This window comes from Enterobacter cloacae complex sp. IR5450, assembly GCF_049238665.1.
GTDB lineage: Bacteria > Pseudomonadota > Gammaproteobacteria > Enterobacterales > Enterobacteriaceae > Enterobacter > Enterobacter hormaechei_C.
On record NZ_JBMKIC010000011.1, the window covers coordinates 18,339 to 34,702 of the forward strand.

The 16,364-nt window shown below is 57.7% G+C and carries 10 protein-coding genes and 2 pseudogenes; 3 read left to right on the top strand and 9 right to left on the bottom strand.

The window, feature by feature from the left end:
• Window positions 1-371: 371 nt before the first annotated feature.
• The 9 genes and pseudogenes from tssC to ACOTYB_RS10910 all read right to left on the bottom strand — a co-directional run bounded on the left by tssC (window position 372) and on the right by ACOTYB_RS10910 (window position 11,508).
• Window positions 372-1,871: a type VI secretion system contractile sheath large subunit gene (gene tssC, locus ACOTYB_RS10870; protein WP_006810956.1), complete on the bottom strand. Its 1,500-nt coding sequence runs from the start codon at window positions 1,869-1,871 to the stop codon at window positions 372-374.
• 3 nt (window positions 1,872-1,874) lie between these two features.
• Window positions 1,875-2,399 carry a type VI secretion system contractile sheath small subunit gene (gene tssB / locus ACOTYB_RS10875; protein WP_022648413.1) on the bottom strand — a complete coding sequence of 175 codons (525 nt, stop codon included), beginning with the start codon at window positions 2,397-2,399 and terminating at the stop codon, window positions 1,875-1,877.
• Between the two features lie 75 nt (window positions 2,400-2,474).
• Complete coding sequence (gene tssA, locus ACOTYB_RS10880) at window positions 2,475-3,491, bottom strand: type VI secretion system protein TssA (protein WP_003859964.1); 1,017 nt, start codon at window positions 3,489-3,491, stop codon at window positions 2,475-2,477.
• 11 nt (window positions 3,492-3,502) lie between these two features.
• Window positions 3,503-4,219, bottom strand: a complete 717-nt coding sequence (gene tagF / locus ACOTYB_RS10885) for a type VI secretion system-associated protein TagF (RefSeq protein WP_006810959.1) — start codon at window positions 4,217-4,219, stop codon at window positions 3,503-3,505.
• A 16-nt stretch (window positions 4,220-4,235) separates the two neighbouring features.
• Window positions 4,236-7,856: pseudogene (gene tssM, locus ACOTYB_RS10890) on the bottom strand (type VI secretion system membrane subunit TssM).
• Between the two features lie 2 nt (window positions 7,857-7,858).
• Window positions 7,859-9,097 carry a DotU family type VI secretion system protein gene (locus tag ACOTYB_RS10895; protein ID WP_421765810.1) on the bottom strand — a complete coding sequence of 413 codons (1,239 nt, stop codon included), beginning with the start codon at window positions 9,095-9,097 and terminating at the stop codon, window positions 7,859-7,861.
• A gap of 17 nt (window positions 9,098-9,114) precedes the next feature.
• Window positions 9,115-10,458, bottom strand: a complete 1,344-nt coding sequence (gene tssK / locus ACOTYB_RS10900) for a type VI secretion system baseplate subunit TssK (protein WP_022651416.1) — start codon at window positions 10,456-10,458, stop codon at window positions 9,115-9,117.
• Between the two features lie 28 nt (window positions 10,459-10,486).
• The gene (tssJ, locus tag ACOTYB_RS10905) at window positions 10,487-10,990 is read right to left on the bottom strand and encodes a type VI secretion system lipoprotein TssJ (RefSeq protein ID WP_220153134.1); all 504 of its coding nucleotides are present in this window, start codon (window positions 10,988-10,990) and stop codon (window positions 10,487-10,489) included.
• Window positions 10,991-11,013: 23 nt separating this feature from the next.
• Window positions 11,014-11,508, bottom strand: a complete 495-nt coding sequence (locus ACOTYB_RS10910; protein WP_006810964.1) for a hypothetical protein — start codon at window positions 11,506-11,508, stop codon at window positions 11,014-11,016.
• 848 nt (window positions 11,509-12,356) lie between these two features.
• Between ACOTYB_RS10910 and ACOTYB_RS10915 the strand changes: the two genes are divergently transcribed.
• From ACOTYB_RS10915 to ACOTYB_RS10925, 3 genes and pseudogenes are all read left to right on the top strand, one after another.
• Window positions 12,357-13,337 (top strand): GlxA family transcriptional regulator, encoded by a 981-nt coding sequence (locus ACOTYB_RS10915; RefSeq protein WP_220153135.1) that lies wholly within the window; start codon window positions 12,357-12,359, stop codon window positions 13,335-13,337.
• A 78-nt stretch (window positions 13,338-13,415) separates the two neighbouring features.
• Window positions 13,416-14,426, top strand: a pseudogene (gene gap, locus ACOTYB_RS10920) (type I glyceraldehyde-3-phosphate dehydrogenase).
• Between the two features lie 213 nt (window positions 14,427-14,639).
• Window positions 14,640-16,322 (top strand): alpha,alpha-trehalase, encoded by a 1,683-nt coding sequence (locus ACOTYB_RS10925; RefSeq protein ID WP_217202391.1) that lies wholly within the window; start codon window positions 14,640-14,642, stop codon window positions 16,320-16,322.
• Window positions 16,323-16,364: the final 42 nt, after the last annotated feature.

The following is a 16,364-nucleotide window of genomic DNA, read 5'->3' on the forward strand; positions in this document are numbered from 1 at the left end:
ATCTACTCTTCGTGGATGAACAATATTGCTTTCGAAAAAGCCCTTATATGGCAAACAGGAAAGCATGGGGCTGAATAAAACCGTCCATATTTTACCTCTGCCTCATATCAAACGACCCGTGTCATTTGACAGTCTTACATTCCCCCGAAATAACGGAATGAATGTGAAGTCTTTATTACTGTGCTTTATTGTGGAACCAGTTAAGGACAGCATTAGCAATTTAGCCGTCTTTCTTGCCGGGTGGCGCTGTGCTTACCCGGCCTACATTGAGCAACGATATCAATTGATTGCACGTTTGATTGTAGGCCCGTGCAAGCGTAGCGCCGCCGGGCGAAACTCACAAAACGCACGTAGTCAGCAGTCTGACGCTCTTACGCGTCCTTCGTCTTCAGCGACGGCAGTTTAGATACCAGACGCAGGGAAACGGTCAGACCTTCCAGCTGGTAGTGCGGACGCAGGAAGAACTTCGCGGCGTAGTAGCCAGGGTTGTCTTCAATTTCCTGCACCTGCACTTCCGCCGCCGCCAGCGGTTTACGGGACTTGGTTTCCTGGGAGGAGTTCGCCGGGTCACCGTCGACGTAGTTCATCACCCAGTCGTTCAGCCAGCGTTCCATCTCTTCGCGCTCGCGGAAGGAGCCGATTTTGTCGCGCACGATGCACTTCAGGTAGTGAGCAAAACGACAGCAGGCGAACAGGTAAGGCAGACGGGAGGCCAGGCGCGCGTTCGCGGTGGCGTCCGGGTCATGATACTCGGCCGGTTTTTGCAGGGACTGCGCGCCGATGAAGGCGGCGAAGTCGGAGTTTTTGCGGTGAACCAGCGGCATAAAGCCGTTTTTCGCCAGTTCCGCTTCACGGCGATCGCTGATGGCGATCTCGGTCGGGCACTTCATGTCCACGCCGCCGTCATCGCTCGGGAAGGTGTGGCACGGCAGGTTTTCCACCGCCCCGCCGGATTCGACGCCGCGAATCGAGGTGCACCAGCCGTACTCTTTAAAGGAGCGGTTGATGTTGGCCGCCATCGCATAGGCCGCGTTCGCCCAGGAGTAGCTGTTGTGGTTCGCGCCGTCGGTCTGCTCTTCAAAATCAAAGCTGTCGACCGGGTTGGTGCGAATGCCGTACGGCAGGCGCGACAGGAAGCGCGGCATCACCAGGCCCAGATAGCGGGCATCTTCCGATTCACGCAGTGAACGCCAGGCGGCGTATTCGGTGTTCTGGAAGATTTTGGTCAGATCGCGCGGGTTAGCCAGTTCCTGCCAGGACTCCATCTGCATCACGCCCGGTGCGGTACCGGTGATGAACGGACAGTGAGCCGCAGAGCCGATGCGTGCCATCTCGCCCAGCAGCTCAACGTCCTGCGGGCTGTGGTCGAAGTAGTAGTCGCCCACGATGCAGCCAAACGGCTCGCCACCGAACTGGCCGTACTCCTGCTCGTAGATTTTCTTGAAGATCGGGCTCTGGTCCCAGCCCACGCCCTTGTAGCGCTTCAGGGTGCGGCCCAGCTCCTGCTTGGAGATGCTCATAAAGCGGATCTTCAGCATCTCGTCGGTTTCGGTATTGTTCACCAGGTAGCTCAGGCCGCGCCAGGCGCTTTCCAGCTTCTGGAACTCCTCGTGGTGAATGATCTGGTTCACCTGCTGCGAAAGCTGCTCGTCAATACCGGCAATCAGGTTCTGAATGGTGCGGTAGGTATCGTTTGAGAAGGTCACGGTGTTTTCCAGCGCCTGCTGCGCCAGGGTTTTAACCGCGCTTTCTACGGCAGAGCGCGCCTGATCGGTTTTAGGACGGAACTCTTTATTCAGCAGCGCGCTGAACTCGTCCTGGCTGAATGCCTGGCCCGCCTGCTGATCGTGTTGTTGAGTCTGGTTGCTCATCGATTATTCCTCGCTACCTTTCGCACTTTCGTCATTTTTTGGCATCTGGCTCAGGGATTTGAGCAGCGTCGGATCCTGAAGGATTTTTGCAATCAGCTCTTCCGCGCCGTTTTTGCCGTCCATGTAGGTCAGCAGGTTAGAGAGCTGGGTGCGGGCTTCCAGCAGCTTGTTCAGCGGCTCTACTTTACGGGCCACCGCGTCCGGCAGGAAGTCGTCCATGCTGTCAAAGGTCAGATCGACGTTGAGCTTACCTTCGCCGGTCAGGGTGTTATCCACCTGGAACGCCACGCGCGGCTTCAGCGCCTTCATGCGTTCGTCGAAGTTGTCGATGTCGATTTCCAGGAATTTACGCTCGTCGACGGCTGGCAGGTTTTCCACCGGCTTGCCAACCAGATCGGCCATAACGCCCATCACAAACGGCAGCTGAATTTTGCGTTCTGCACCGTAGATCTCTACGTCGTATTCGATCTGCACGCGGGGAGCACGGTTGCGTGCGATGAATTTCTGTCCACTGTTACTCATTGCCATGATGTTCTCCATCAAAGATGCGCGGTGAAGGTGAAACGGCAGACTCCATGCCTGTCGTCATAATGCCAGGACGCGTCATTCGCGGCGTCCAAAGATGTTTTCCAGTTGGTTAACGCCGTCTGGCGCCAGGTCGCGAATAATGTCCATAAAGTTGAGTTCAGACAGCCGCTGCACCCGTTCAATCATCAGCGGTGCGGGATGGCTGGGTTCGTACTGCGCAAAGTACTGTTTCGCTTTTTCCAGCATTAGCTGCGCGTCGGCGCGGCTGGTCACCTGCACGCTGCGCCAGTCGGTGACCGGCTGAACGGGCTGCGCTGCCGCAGGCTGCGGCTCAGCGTGCTGTTCAGCCTGCGCGTCACGGTTCGGCAGCAGCTTACTGATGTCGGTCACCTGACACGCGCTGGCGACCAGCCCGACGGTTTTCAGCAGCTGTTCCATCTCCGGTACGCCACTTTCCCCGAGATAGCCGGTAAGCAGTTCGCGGATGGCCAGCAGGCGTTCGTTGATCACGATTACCGCTTCGGTGCCGGGCTGATCGCCCCGGGCCAGCTCATCGATCAGCCGTGGGCGCCCGCCGGGATAGTCCGGACACTCGGTTTTACTGCCGTCAAGCAGTGCCTGGGCGTCACGGAGCGAAATCTCATCGCCGTTTGAGCGGAGCAGTGAGGCGTTACGTACCGCGACCGTCAGGTCAGATTTATCACTCAGCCCGGCGAGGGCGTTGATGCGGTAGAACGGATCGGTTTCGCCATACTCTTCCAGCAGCGGGTAAAGCTGCTCCCAGTAACGGGACAGGGCTTCCTGCACCAGCAGTAGCCCGTCGGCGTAACCTGCCAGCCCGCGACGACGTGTCCAGGCATGGGTTAACGCCAGCATGACGCGAAGATCTTTGGTGCGTCCCAGTAGGCTGGTGGCGAGTTTTTCCACCGTGTTCCAGTCGGCAGGCTCTGCCGGAATGATGGTGTCGCCAAACTGCTGCTCGGCTTTGCCCTGACTGGCCTGCCCCATGGCCTGGAAATCAGCGTCGTACTCCAGGTTTTCACCGCAGGGGTTGTCGGGGCTTATCGGCGCGAGAAATTCATCGATATTCATAAGATCCCTGCTTATTCAAACATAGGCGGGTAAAGACCGTGGCGGCCCGGACGGGCGCCGCCTGCCGGATCGAACAGCAGCGTAAAGAGCTGCCCGGTGAAGTTTCCGCTGTGGACGTGGGTGTACAGCGGATAGCCGTCGCAGCGGTTTGTCCACCAGTAGCTGGTCTGGCGCAGCGGATCAAAACACTCCGCCGCCTGCGGCCAGCCCAGCGTGCTCTGACCCTCGTCGTCATAGCCAATCACGTCGAGAATGTCGGAGCGCTTTTGCGGCTCAACCGGCTGGGGCGCCGGGATGGTCATCAGCATTTCATCCAGCTGGGAGGCAGAATAGCTGTTACGCACCGCGTGCAGCCCCAGACGACCAAGCTGCTGGTACCAGCTCTCAGCCTGCCCGAGCAGGCGGGATGACCACTCGGCGGGAGTGAAACTCAGTTGCAGGCATACCGGATAGTGGCGGCCTACGCTGTCACGGCCCGGCAGCAGGCAGCCCATCTGAATCATCTGGCTACCGAGCATCGGCGGGACGACAAAGTTCCACACCGGGGCTTTAGAAAACGGGCGCTCGCCGCTGCGCTGCTCTTCCTGTTGCCAGGCCAGCAGGCCGACCTGGAACCAGTGCGACCACTGGCGTTGCAGGGTATCCGGAAAGCGACGCTGCAAAAAATCTCCGGCGCTGGGTAATTTGCCATACCAGCTATATCGGTTCATCGCAGGGGTATTCGTCATACGGCTGTCCTTGCGGTTATGGGCATGAGAAACGGGGAAGCTGGAACGGATTGCGGATGCTGTTCGGGGCAAACTCCAGCGTGACCTGATGTCCGTCGACGTTGAACGTGGCCTAACGGCTCAGGCTACCCGCGCCAGGGCTGGTGCGCGCCTTGTCGAAAAAGCGGTTGAGCGCCCAGGAACCGTTAGTTACCAGCGTTGCGGTGCTGCCATTGGCCAGACCGAGCTGCATACGCACCTGGTTCGTCCCGCCCGGCCCCGGCCAGGTCATGATCTGCACCGCCTGCGGACCGTGGCTGTAGCGCAGCAGCTGGCCGTCCACGTCCAGCGTCAGGTTCAGAATGGTGTTGTCCATCCGCACGGTGCGCACCGTCACCTTAAAGGATGGCGTGGTCGCGCCGTTGGCGAAAAAGGCATCGCGGACAGACTGCGCCTGCTGGAACGGACGCAGCAGCCCTTCACTGCCCGGCAGCGTTTTACCGTCAATGCCCGGCATAAAGCGCCAGTTCGCCTGGGTGGTGTCCACCTTGTTGGTCAGGTTGTCGCGGAAAAAGGTGTCCATCAGTCCGGTGCCCGGCGCGAACATGCGGGCGAGATCGTCCGGCGTCACCTCGGTGCTGGCGCTGCGCACCAGCGGGTAACGCCCGGCAATCGCCTGACGGCAGAACCCGCCCACTTCCACGTTGATGCGCTTACGCACGTTCTCCAGATCGCGACGCTGGGTATCGCTGCTGGCGCCCACGGCCATATTACTGAACATGGTTTGCAGCCCGCCCGGCAGACGGCCCGCGCTGGCTTGCAGGCGGCTGATGGCATCGCCGCCCGGCGCGGGCATACCGCTGTTTGCTGCATCCTGAACGGCTGTCAGGTAGCGATAAAGCTCGTCAACCTGCTTGAGAAAATCATCAAAGACGATGGTCTTACCGCCCTTCTCCAGCGGCTGCGCCAGCTCAATCATCGGCGCATAGTGGTCGGTCACCAGTTGCTCAGGCGCCTGCGTCACAACCGCGCCCTGCGTCGGGGCATTGTCACCGTTGCTGAACAGCGCTTCCAGCGTGCGAGTGGCGCGGTTGCTTTGGTCTTCCGCTTTCTGCGCATCTTCCGGGGCAGGCGCAGTGCGCGACAGGGTCAGCACCTTGCTCAGGTTAAGTACCAGACGGCGCAGCGGCGAGTTGGTGCCTGAAAGCAGGCGCGCGGTGTTGATGCGCTGGGAAAGATCGGCGCTGTTGTTGAGCTGTATGTCCGCGAGAAAGCGATCCCAGTTGACGATAAAGTCGCGCATGTAGAGCTGGCGCACGGCGTTATCGATCTGCTGTTTATCTTCCTGGGCAGCGGTTGCTCCCAGCACCCAGGCATCATCTTCGTGCAGGGCGGTGGTCACGCTGTCGATCTGGTCGTTGAAGCTCTTCCAGTAGCCGTCCGGTGTATACAGACCCGGTACGCCTTCACTCACCGGCTTGCCGCTCTTACGGGAAAACACCAGCTCGCTCTGCGGGCCGCCGAGATCTGAAAGCGAAACCGGCTTCAGGTTCTCATCATGCTCCAGCAGACGTTTCAGGCGGCCATATACGCGGGTGGAGAGCGGCTGCTGGTTGATGAGCGCCCTTTCACGGGCCACCAGATCCTCATCCTGCGCATACGGTGAAGCCTGAATTTTTGGCTCCAGCAGCTGGGTCAGGTGCCATTCCAGCTCCTGAAGCTGCGCCTGCGTCACGTTCTGCGGCAGGTTGCGTTGCAGGTTGAGCATCACCCACGAGTGCAGGAATTTGCCGTCATAGTGCTTCGGCTGGTAGAGCATCTGATAGGCTTTCAGCGCCTCATAGCTGTATTCCACGTCGCTGCCGTTGTCGTTGCGCAGCCAGGTGGTAATGTGCATCGCCACGGCAGGCAGCAGCATCTGATCCAGCGCCTTCTGATACAGAGACTGCGAGGCATCGCTGACGTCATCCCCGCGATAAAGCCCCATGCGGCGGGAAACCGGCGGGTCGTTAACGTCGAAGGCATCGCTTTTCGGCAGATCCACCAGGCTGTTAAGCAGCGGCAGAAGCGCAAACAGATCGCGCTGGGGCTGGTTTTGCAGCGCCTTGCTCTGCTGCTCCAGCATCGGCACTTTTGCGTCCACTTCTTCCAGATAGGCTTTATTTTTAGCGTAGCTGGTCAGCCACAGGCCACCCAGGATCACCAGCAGAGCCAGCAGCGCCGCGTAGCCGGACCACATCACGGCGCGGTTGCGAAGCTCCCACCAGCGGTTTTCCCCGGCGATACCCGCTTCCTGGAAAATCACGTTTTGCAGCAGGTTCTTAATGAAGAAGCTTTGACCCTTCGCGCCCGGTATCGGCGCCTCTTTGCTCACCGAATCCCAGCGCGTGCTTTCCTCCCCTTCAGGTAAGGAGAGCGCGCGGTTCAGCTCGCCCATCACGCGGTCAAACGGCATCCCTTCCTGGGTGCCGCTGGCGAAGTAGATGCCGCGCGGCGAAAATTCGGTTTCGAAGTTTGAGCGGGCAAAGACCGTGCTCAGGTAGTCTGCCAGCAGCGGACGCAGCGCGGCGAACTCCTGCGGGAAGAGATAGGCTTCCGCACGGGTTTTGGCGTCATGCTCTTTGAGCATGGTTTCCGGAAGGCCCGCATCCAGACGCTGTTGCAGCAGGGAAAATTCCTGCTGGAAGTTGCCCATAAGATCGTAATCGGCGTGTTTGGTCTGCTCCCACGGCAGCGTAAAGCCCCAGATCTGGTCGCGCTGGGCTTTGTCGTAATCCGCAAACCAGGCGCGGAAGCCTTTAAGCAGGTCCGCTTTGGTCACCATCACATAAACCGGGAAGCGAATACCCAGCTGTTCATGCAGCTCGGAGAGACGCTGGCGCAGGTTGACCGCCTGCTGCCGGGAGGCCTCAGCGGACTGCGACAGTAGGTCGGAAATACTGATAGTAATAATCACGCCGTTGATGGGCTGGCGACGACGGTATTTACGCAGCAGGTTGATAAATTCCAGCCACTCCCCGGCGTCCTGAACCTGCTCGCTCTCCTGAGTGGTGTAGCGCCCCGCGGTATCCAGCAGAACCGCCTCGTTGGTAAACCACCAGTCACAGTTGCGCGTGCCGCCAATGCCGCGCAGCGCGGTTTTACCGAAGCGATCCGCCAGCGGGAATTGCAGCCCGGAGTTGGCCAGCGCGGTGGTTTTACCGGAACCTGGCGCGCCAATAATGACGTACCACGGCAGCTGATAGAGGTATTGCGTGCTGAAGCGCTGCGTCCACTGTGCGCCATGTCCCGCTTTGCTGAAGTGGGCTTTTTTCAGCATCTGGGCGGCTTCATCGAAACGCCCGGCAAGGATCTGCTCCTCGCTGTTCAGACGTTTCTGCGGATCGGCCGCCTCCGGGCTGGTGGTATTTTCGTTGAGCTTGTCCATCAGCTTACGGTTCAGCCAGGCGTTATACAGCCGCGGCAGAATGTGGCTCTGGGCCCAAATCAGGTAGACCACCGCAATGCTGATGACGCGGTTCTGCTCTGATTCAAGCGGGCGGGTATCCACGATAGACAACAGCGGGCCAATCATCCAGATGACCGCCGCGAGCGCCGTTACGCCCAGGAAGCTCCACAGAATGCGATTGGTCAGTATAGAAAGTAGAGTAGTCAGCATCCTTAGTTTCCTTGCGGCAATCCGTTCAGCTCGGCCTGGGTATTGTCAGGCGACACCAGCAGCGTAATCTCCACGCGGCGGTTACGGGCGCGATTTTCAGGCGTCGTGTTAGGCGCTACCGGGTTGATCTCGCCCCGCCCTTCGGCTTTGACGCGCTCAGGCTGCGAGAGGCTACCCTGGAGCTGTTTTTGCACCGAACGGGCGCGCTCAAGCGAGAGTTCATAGTTGGAGGCGAAGCGTGCGCTGCGGATCGGCACGTTGTCGCTGTACCCCACCACCAGAATTTTGCCGCTGACGTTATTCATCGCCTGGGCGATGCGGTCGATGACCGGCTCATAGCAATCGCGCACCACCGTTGAGGCCGAGGCAAAGAGTCCGTCCCCTTTCAGGATCACCACGCTGCGATCCGCCTCATCCTTAACGGCCACCAGACCGGCATCAATTTCCGGTTTCAGGAAGCCGCGCAGGTTCAGCACTGCCGGCAGCTGACGCGCAGGCTGCTGGATCGTGGTTTCCGGCAGTTGGGACTGGTAAATTTTCGCCAGTACCGGGCTGGTGTTATCACCCAGACGCCAGTTCAGCACGATATAGAACAGGCAGGCGATAAAGCCGACCAGCGCCACGCACGCCCAGAGTGGGATCATCGGCCGCCAGAGCTTGCGCAGAACCGGGCGATCTTCCGGGTGCGGCGAGAGCGGCGGCGGGTAGCTGCCGCGCACGCCACGGATCATCTGCCACAGGCGCTGTTTGATGGTTTCAAGCTGGGTCCGGCCATTGTCCAGCACGCGGTAGCGGCCTTCAAAGCCGAGCAGCAGACAGTAGTTGATCATCTCCAGCAGCAGAATGTGTTCGCGCGGATTCTGCGACAGACGCGCCAGCAGCTGGAAAAACTTCTCGCCGCCCCAGGTTTCGTTATGAAACGTCACCAGCAGACCATTGCTTGACCAGACGCCGCTGCTTCCCCAGGGAGTCAGCGCGGCGGCTTCATCCAGCGCCGTGCAGAGGCAGTAGCGCGCGCCGACAATCACTTCATACGGTAAGCCCGCCTGCTGGCATCGCACCTCGAAACGGCGAATTTCGTCAATCAGGCGCTGGCGCAGCCCGACCTGATCGTCGTGGGAAACCGAATGACGGATTTGCGGAATCGCATTGAGCAGCGGATTGGCGGCCGCCACCAGCTGATTGTTCCCACTGGCTCCGGTAAACACGGCATCACTGCCGGTATCCTGTCGTTCCTGCATATTAAGCGCTCGCTTTATTATTCTGTCGGGCTACGGATGGCCCAGAACTCCATATCGAGACCCGGGAATTCCCCTGCGAGATGCAGCGCGAATGCCCCGGACTTGTCCATCTCGTGCCACAGTTCGCTGCCCCTCTCGAGTTCGAAATAGCTGTAGCCTGCATGCCACGGGATCTGCGGCGGCGCGACGGGCATTGCCCGAAGCATGATGCCCGGCAGCTGAAGCTGAACCAGATCGCGGATTTTCGAGACTGGCGCAACCTTCATCTGGGCAGGAAAATGGGTTTGCAGGTGTTCGCCGGGGACATTGGCTTTTACCGCCAGCACGAAGCCAAATTCGCGGACCATGCTGGTCTCCGGCACGGTGGCGATGTTCAGACCGTGGGAGCGTTCGTGCAGCGGCAGCTGGATGGCATGATCTTCCATCACCAGCGACAGTCCCTGACGCAGCATCAGCATCAGTTTGCTGAAGCAAACGGCGAGATCGTCATGGTCGTATACCGGCAGTATGCTCTCTGCGGTACGCTGCGGCGTCCAGGTGGCGAGCTCCGTGGCAAACGGCAGCCAGCTGCGCCAGAGCGCTTCCGGATGAAGCAGCGGCAGCGTTTTTAAATGTGAGACATCGCCAAGGTGGCGGTTGATCAGCGAGAGAAGCGTGAACTCAACCATCTCAGACGTATTGAAACGCCCCGGCTGGCGCAGGCGGCCGCCGATCTGCTGGCTACGCTGCACCAGCAAGCCGTGCAGGTCATTGATCATGCCGTACAGCTGCGGGCTGTTATTGGCGTTCAGCATTGGCGGGATGTAGCTGTTATCCAGCCGCACGTGGTTGTCGTTGCGCTTTTCAGCGACGTACGCCACGCCGATGGCGGTCCATTCTGCCGTCAGATCTTTCTCCAGCATCAGGGTCAGACGCAGGCGGCCAAACTGAACCGTCGCCTCCCCGACCGACATCGCGTTGTCGTCTTCCACCTCTTGTTCAAAGGTAATAAAACGCGCCAGAGAAGACTGCTCCTCGCTGAAAATCACCTCTTCACGGCCACCGCGACGAACCGGCAGCGCAAGCACCACCTTTTCATTGGTGAGATTATCGGGGATTTTTAGCGGAGCCGGACCGTTGCGGTCGCTGCGCACCTGGAAAAAGGTGCCGTCAGGCAGCAAACCGCTACAGTAGCTGAGGGCAATACAGCCCTGGCGAAGCATCGCTTCATCCAGCTCAAGGTCGAGAAAGCCCCAGAGATACGAACGCTGCAAGGCCCCCCACTCACGAACGTGGTTGAGGAGGTAACTTTCTGTCCGCTGAAAATGGTGGGGACGCAGGAACATGCCCTCGGTCCAGACGACCTTTTCTGCTTTCGTCATGATGATCTCTTTCCTGTTATGAAGGGCGTTACTGGCTGATGACCCGGATACCATTTACGTCAAGGAAGACGCTGGCCTGGAGTTCATCTGCGGACCATTTCCAGAACTGGTAAATCGCGTTTTCGCCGGGAACAGGCAAAGGAAGTGAGACGCGCCATTTTTTGCCGTCCAGCGACTGGTATTCCGCCATCACGCCGATATAACGCGCTTCCGGTGAGCTTTGCCCGCTCAGGGTTTTCGAAAGCTGGCCCGGCATCAGGAAGAACACATCGCTGTTCAGCAGATTCGCGCCAAGCGTGGCTGACGCGTTGTTCTGTAAGGAGTAGAAGTCACTGGACATGAAATCCGCATCGGATTTCAGCAGCAACACTCTGACCTTAAGCGGCGCAGAATCATTGATTTGAGGATGAGCCTGAAACTGAAGATTGTAGCGGGAGGGGTCGCTGTGTGAAGACGACGTACAACCACCGATCAGCGCGAAAATCAACGCAAAAAAAGGGAACCACATCCGATGAAAATTTTTATTATTCATAAAAATATGCTCGTGAAACCCGTTTAGTTCAGGATCCAGGTACCGTTCGCGCTGTCTTTGCAGGCTTTGCTGTTGCCATCGACATCAACACAGGTGGTTTTCTTACGCGCTTTCGGGCGCAGTGCCTGTTTACGCACGGTGGCTTCGTACTGGTCAGCCTTGATCACGGCACGCATCGGCACATAACCAATCAGCTGTTCACTCCCTTCATCGGCCAGCGCCATCCAGAAATGTTCAACCTGCCCCAGCACGACGTAAGTTTTGCCGGTCTCAAGCGTACGGATCACTTTTCCACCGTAGTCAGGACGGCTCATCAGGGATGCCGGGTACATGGCACGATACGGTTCATTCACTTGAGTGAACTCCGCCGGAGGGGTAACAGCGTGACGGTGCGTCAGCGTGATGCCATTCACCTGGCTGGTCACAATCGTATCATCGGTGATCGCTGGTTTTTGCGGCGCCTTACAGCCCGCCACCGCCATAACAAACAGAAGTGATAACAATACACGCAGTTTCATATGCTTTTCCGTAGCGATATTTAGAGGATGAAGAGAGGGGGATAAAATTTGACTTAGGTGCTATTGTTAAAATAGTCGGGATATTTTCAGCAGGTAACTATTTTAGGGCATAGCTACCGCACGAACCCAACAGAAATGGGCCCAGCATGCTCCTGACATATTTTGACAAACGGTAGACAAGTTTACATGAGCTTGTCATCAATTCAATATTTCTTGCCTGCTTAATGGCGTTTAATGATACGCCCAATGCATTATAGGATTAATCTCATAAAAAATGCGCACTTAGCTGAAATCGTCTTTTTCTTAGACGAATTTCTAGCGTAACTGTATGAAAATTAATGGCTAAAAAGGCAAAAGAGAACCACTATCATTAACGTAACCCCTTATTATCGCCACTACCATAATTACTAGAATTTCATTTTTTCTGTGCGCTGTGGGATATATCTGGGATATTTTCATTGTTGCATCTGGAAGATAACTTTTATTGGGTGCGTGCGTCCCGCATTAACAAATGACGGTGAAGAAAATGGCAGGGATTTAATTTTGCGATCCGAAATAACCTACTCGAAATTATCCTCCGAGGTTATTTTTTGAGCCTTAATAATTAAGCATGGCTACATCTTTTTGTTCTCTTATTGTTCAGAACACTTCATTGCAGCCCATAAACTGGGGGTTTCAGCGGCAGTAACAGTAAACCTAACGCAAAAAGTTTTACCGTTACTACATATTTCTTTTACTTCTTTCCAACATCTGCCGTTCCAGGCTTTCACCCGGCACGCCTCATTTGTCTCTGCGACGGTGTTTGTCTGCCGCTTGACTTATTTTGTGATAAAGGTACTTTTCAGGACATGAAGAAGATCCTGATTATCGTACCTGACGGTGGCATGTTGTTTGAGGCTGCCGGTATCGCCGACATTCTGATGCAGGCCAACCGGCTGCACCCGGACGGCCTGGCGCAGCCCCGCTACTGCATCATTATCGCCACCACCCAGCCTCACCTGGTGATCAACGGCCAGTCCGGCTTAAACCTGCTGGCGGACTATCGCCTGCCGGAGCTGGATCCGCGCGAGCCGCTGGATACGATCATCATTACCGGTCGTGGCATGAATGAACAGGAAAGCACCGCGGTGGTGGACTGGCTGCACCTGGCCGCGCCGCATGCGCGCCGCGTCGCCTCTGTCTGCGGCGGGGCCCTGCTGCTGGCACAGGCAGGACTGCTCGATGGGCGCCGGGCGACGACCCACTGGCGGCTGCTGGAAACCCTGAAAACCCGCTATCCTGCGGTCAACGTTGAGGGCGGCCCGCTCTATGTTCAGGATGGCCCCGTCTGGACGTCCGGCGGCGTCAGTTCCGGGTTTGATCTGACGCTGGCGCTGGTGGAGGATGATTACGGCTTCACCCTCGCCCGCAACGTGGCGCAGGATATGGTGATGTACCTGCGTCGGCCTGGCGGCCAGCTACAGTTCAGCCGCTATAAACTGGAGCAGTCCGGCGCGACCGGACCGGTTAGCGAACTGCAAAGCTGGATCCTGCAAAACCTCACCGCAGATTTGTGCGTCGAAAGGCTGGCCGAACGGGTCGCCATGAGTCCGCGCAATTTCACCCGCGTGTTCACGCGTGACGTCGGTGTACCTCCGGCCCGTTATGTCACCGAAGCGCGCCTGGCCGCCGCACGACAGCTTCTGGAGCAGACCTCGTATCCGCTTGAGGTCATTGCCGAAAAAAGCGGGTTTGGGACCAGCATCAACCTTCGCCGCGTTTTTGAAAAGCAGCTTCATCTCACGCCGGGCGAATATCGCCAGCGCTTCCACTGCCGCAGAATGGCGTAATCTGATCCTTTTTTGTCATTTACGCCATCCGACCTGACGCCTAAAGTCACTCCAGACAACACAGATAAGGAGTGCATCATGGTTAAGGTCGGTATTAACGGTTTCGGCCGTATCGGACGTAATGTTCTTCGCGCGGCGCTGGGCAACCCGGATCTCCAGATTGTGGCCATTAACGATCTGACGGACAGTAGAACCCTCGCCCATCTGCTGAAATATGACTCTCTGCTCGGCACGCTGCCGGTGCCCGTTGAAGCGGCGGACGGCGCGCTACAGGTTGACGGGCAACGCATCACCGTGTTCAGTGAACGCGACCCGGGAAACATTGCGTGGAAAGACGCTGGCGTTGAGGTGGTAATCGAAGCCACCGGCTTCTTCACCGAACGTGAAAAAGCAGCGGTGCATATCACGAGCGGCGGCGCAAAACGCGTCATTATTTCCGCCCCGGCTAAAAATGATGATCTGACGGTGGTAATGGGCGTGAACCACACGCTGTACGATCCGGCCCAGCATTTTGTGGTCAGCAACGGGAGTTGCACCACTAATGGTCTGGCGCCAGCGGCGCAGGTGCTGCACCAGCAGTTTGGCATTGAACACGGGCTGATGAACACCACGCATGCCTACACCAACAGCCAGGCGCTGCATGACCAGCCGGAAAAAGATCTGCGCGGCGCGCGCGCGGCAGCATTATCGATTGTGCCTTATTCCAGCGGCGCGGCAAAAGCGCTCGGGAAAGTGATCCCCGAACTTGACGGTAAACTCACCTGATATTCCCTGCGCGTACCGGTTCCGGTGGTGTCGATTGTCGATCTGACGGTGACGCTGAGCCGCAACGTGACCGCCGAAGAGGTGAATGACGCGTTCCGTCAGGCCGCCATCAGCGGGCCGCTGAAAGGCATCCTGGGCTACAGCGATGAACCGCTGGTCTCCCGTGATTATCAGGGCGACCCGCGCTCATCCATCATCGACGGGCTTTCAACGCTGGTGATTGGCGGGAATATGGTGAAGATCCTGTCGTGGTATGACAACGAATGGGGCTTCTCGAACCGTCTGGTGGATCTGGCGGTGCTTATGGATAAAAAAGGGTTGTAGGGCTTAAGCCGGGTGGCTTGAAGCTTACCCGGCCATTCCGTGATGTGGTTAAAAATTAAGTAATCCACCCCCGGTGTTGTGAAAGCGCACCCGAATTATCTGGTTATGTGAAAAATGGGATATTCAACACGCGAAGTTAACGATATTCGTCTAAGGTTTTCAGGTAATTGACAACAGCGGTCACGCTGCTCAGTGAAGACAGGAGACGAACCGATGATAAGACCTCGCGCACGACGCCCCGCTTTTTTACCCCTTGCGTTGGCAGGCGCACTACTCGGTGTTACCGCATTTGGTTATGCTGAAGACCAGCCAACGAGCCAGCAAAGCTCACCTGATATTCTTCTTGGCCCCCTCTTTAATGACGTACAGAGCGCCAAACTGTTCCCGGATCAGAAAACCTTCGCGGATGCCGTTCCCAAAAGCGACCCGCTAATGATCCTGGCGGATTACCGGATGCAGCATACCCAGTCCGGTTTTGACCTGCGCCATTTCGTGGAGATGAACTTTATCCTGCCGAAGGAGGGTGAGAAATATGTTCCCCCTGAGGGCCAGAGCCTGCGCGAACACATAGACGATCTGTGGCCTGTTCTGACACGCACCACCGACAAAGCGAACAAATGGGACTCCCTCCTGCCTCTGCCAAAACCCTATGTCGTGCCGGGAGGACGCTTCCGCGAAGTCTATTACTGGGACAGCTATTTCACCATGCTGGGGCTGGCCGAGAGCGGCCACTGGGATAAGATCGGCGACATGGTGGACAACTTCGCTTACGAGCTTGATACCTGGGGCCATATCCCTAACGGTAACCGCACCTACTACCTGAGCCGCTCTCAGCCGCCGTTCTTCTCGCTGATGGTGGAATTGCTGGCCACGCATGACAGCGACGCGTTAAAGAAATACCGTCCGCAGATGGAAAAAGAGTATGCCTACTGGATGGAGGGGGCTGATGGGCTCCAGCCTGGTCAGGCGAACAAACGCGTGGTGAAGCTGGATGATGGCGCGATCCTCAACCGCTACTGGGACGATCGGGACACGCCGCGCCCTGAGTCGTGGCTGGATGACGTCATCACCGCCAAAAATAACCCTAACCGTCCGGCCACCGAGATCTATCGCGATCTGCGCTCTGCCGCGGCCTCGGGCTGGGATTTCAGCTCCCGCTGGATGGACGATCCTCAGAAGCTGGATACCATCCGCACCACCAGCATCGTGCCGGTGGATCTGAATGCGCTGATGTTTAAGATGGAAAAACTGCTGGCCCGTGCCAGCCAGGAAGACGGGGATACCGCCAGCGCAAGTAAATATGACGCGCTGGCCTCCGCACGTCAGAAAGCCATGGAGAGCCACCTGTGGAACGATAAAGAGGGCTGGTATGCGGATTACGATCTGAAAACCAGGAAGGTGCGTAATCAGCTGACTGCCGCGGCCCTCTTCCCGCTGTATGTGAAGGCCGCATCACAGGATCGCGCCGATAAAGTGGCCGCAGCCGCATCGTCGCGCCTGCTGAAACCGGGCGGTATTTCTACCACCACCATCAACAGCGGGCAGCAGTGGGATGCGCCGAACGGCTGGGCGCCGTTGCAGTGGGTAGCGGTGGAAGGGTTGCAGAACTATGGTCAGCAGAAAGTGGCGATGGACGTGACCTGGCGTTTCCTGAAAAACGTTCAGCATACCTACGATCGCGAGAAGAAACTGGTTGAGAAATACGATGTCTCTTCGACCGGTACCGGCGGTGGCGGCGGTGAGTATCCGTTGCAGGACGGTTTCGGCTGGAGTAACGGCGTGACGCTCAGGATGCTGGACATGGTCTGCCCGAAAGAGAAGCCATGCGACACCGTACCGGAGAATCAGCCTGCGGCAAACGATGATGTTGCACCTGCGAAACAGGCGGCGCAGTAGCGCCCCTCACCCTGACCCTCTCCCCAAAGGGGCGAGGGTCAG

Excerpts from the sequence above, each read along its gene's own strand:
- tssC (WP_006810956.1), bottom strand. The coding sequence starts at position 1,871 with ATGAGCAACCAGACTCAACAACACGATCAGCAGGCGGGCCAGGCATTC.
- tssB (WP_022648413.1), bottom strand. The coding sequence starts at position 2,399 with ATGGCAATGAGTAACAGTGGACAGAAATTCATCGCACGCAACCGTGCT.
- tssA (WP_003859964.1), bottom strand. The coding sequence starts at position 3,491 with ATGAATATCGATGAATTTCTCGCGCCGATAAGCCCCGACAACCCCTGC.
- tagF (WP_006810959.1), bottom strand. The coding sequence starts at position 4,219 with ATGACGAATACCCCTGCGATGAACCGATATAGCTGGTATGGCAAATTA.
- ACOTYB_RS10895 (WP_421765810.1), bottom strand. The coding sequence starts at position 9,097 with ATGCAGGAACGACAGGATACCGGCAGTGATGCCGTGTTTACCGGAGCC.
- tssK (WP_022651416.1), bottom strand. The coding sequence starts at position 10,458 with ATGACGAAAGCAGAAAAGGTCGTCTGGACCGAGGGCATGTTCCTGCGT.
- tssJ (WP_220153134.1), bottom strand. The coding sequence starts at position 10,990 with ATGAATAATAAAAATTTTCATCGGATGTGGTTCCCTTTTTTTGCGTTG.
- ACOTYB_RS10910 (WP_006810964.1), bottom strand. The coding sequence starts at position 11,508 with ATGAAACTGCGTGTATTGTTATCACTTCTGTTTGTTATGGCGGTGGCG.
- ACOTYB_RS10915 (WP_220153135.1), top strand. The coding sequence starts at position 12,357 with ATGAAGAAGATCCTGATTATCGTACCTGACGGTGGCATGTTGTTTGAG.
- ACOTYB_RS10925 (WP_217202391.1), top strand. The coding sequence starts at position 14,640 with ATGATAAGACCTCGCGCACGACGCCCCGCTTTTTTACCCCTTGCGTTG.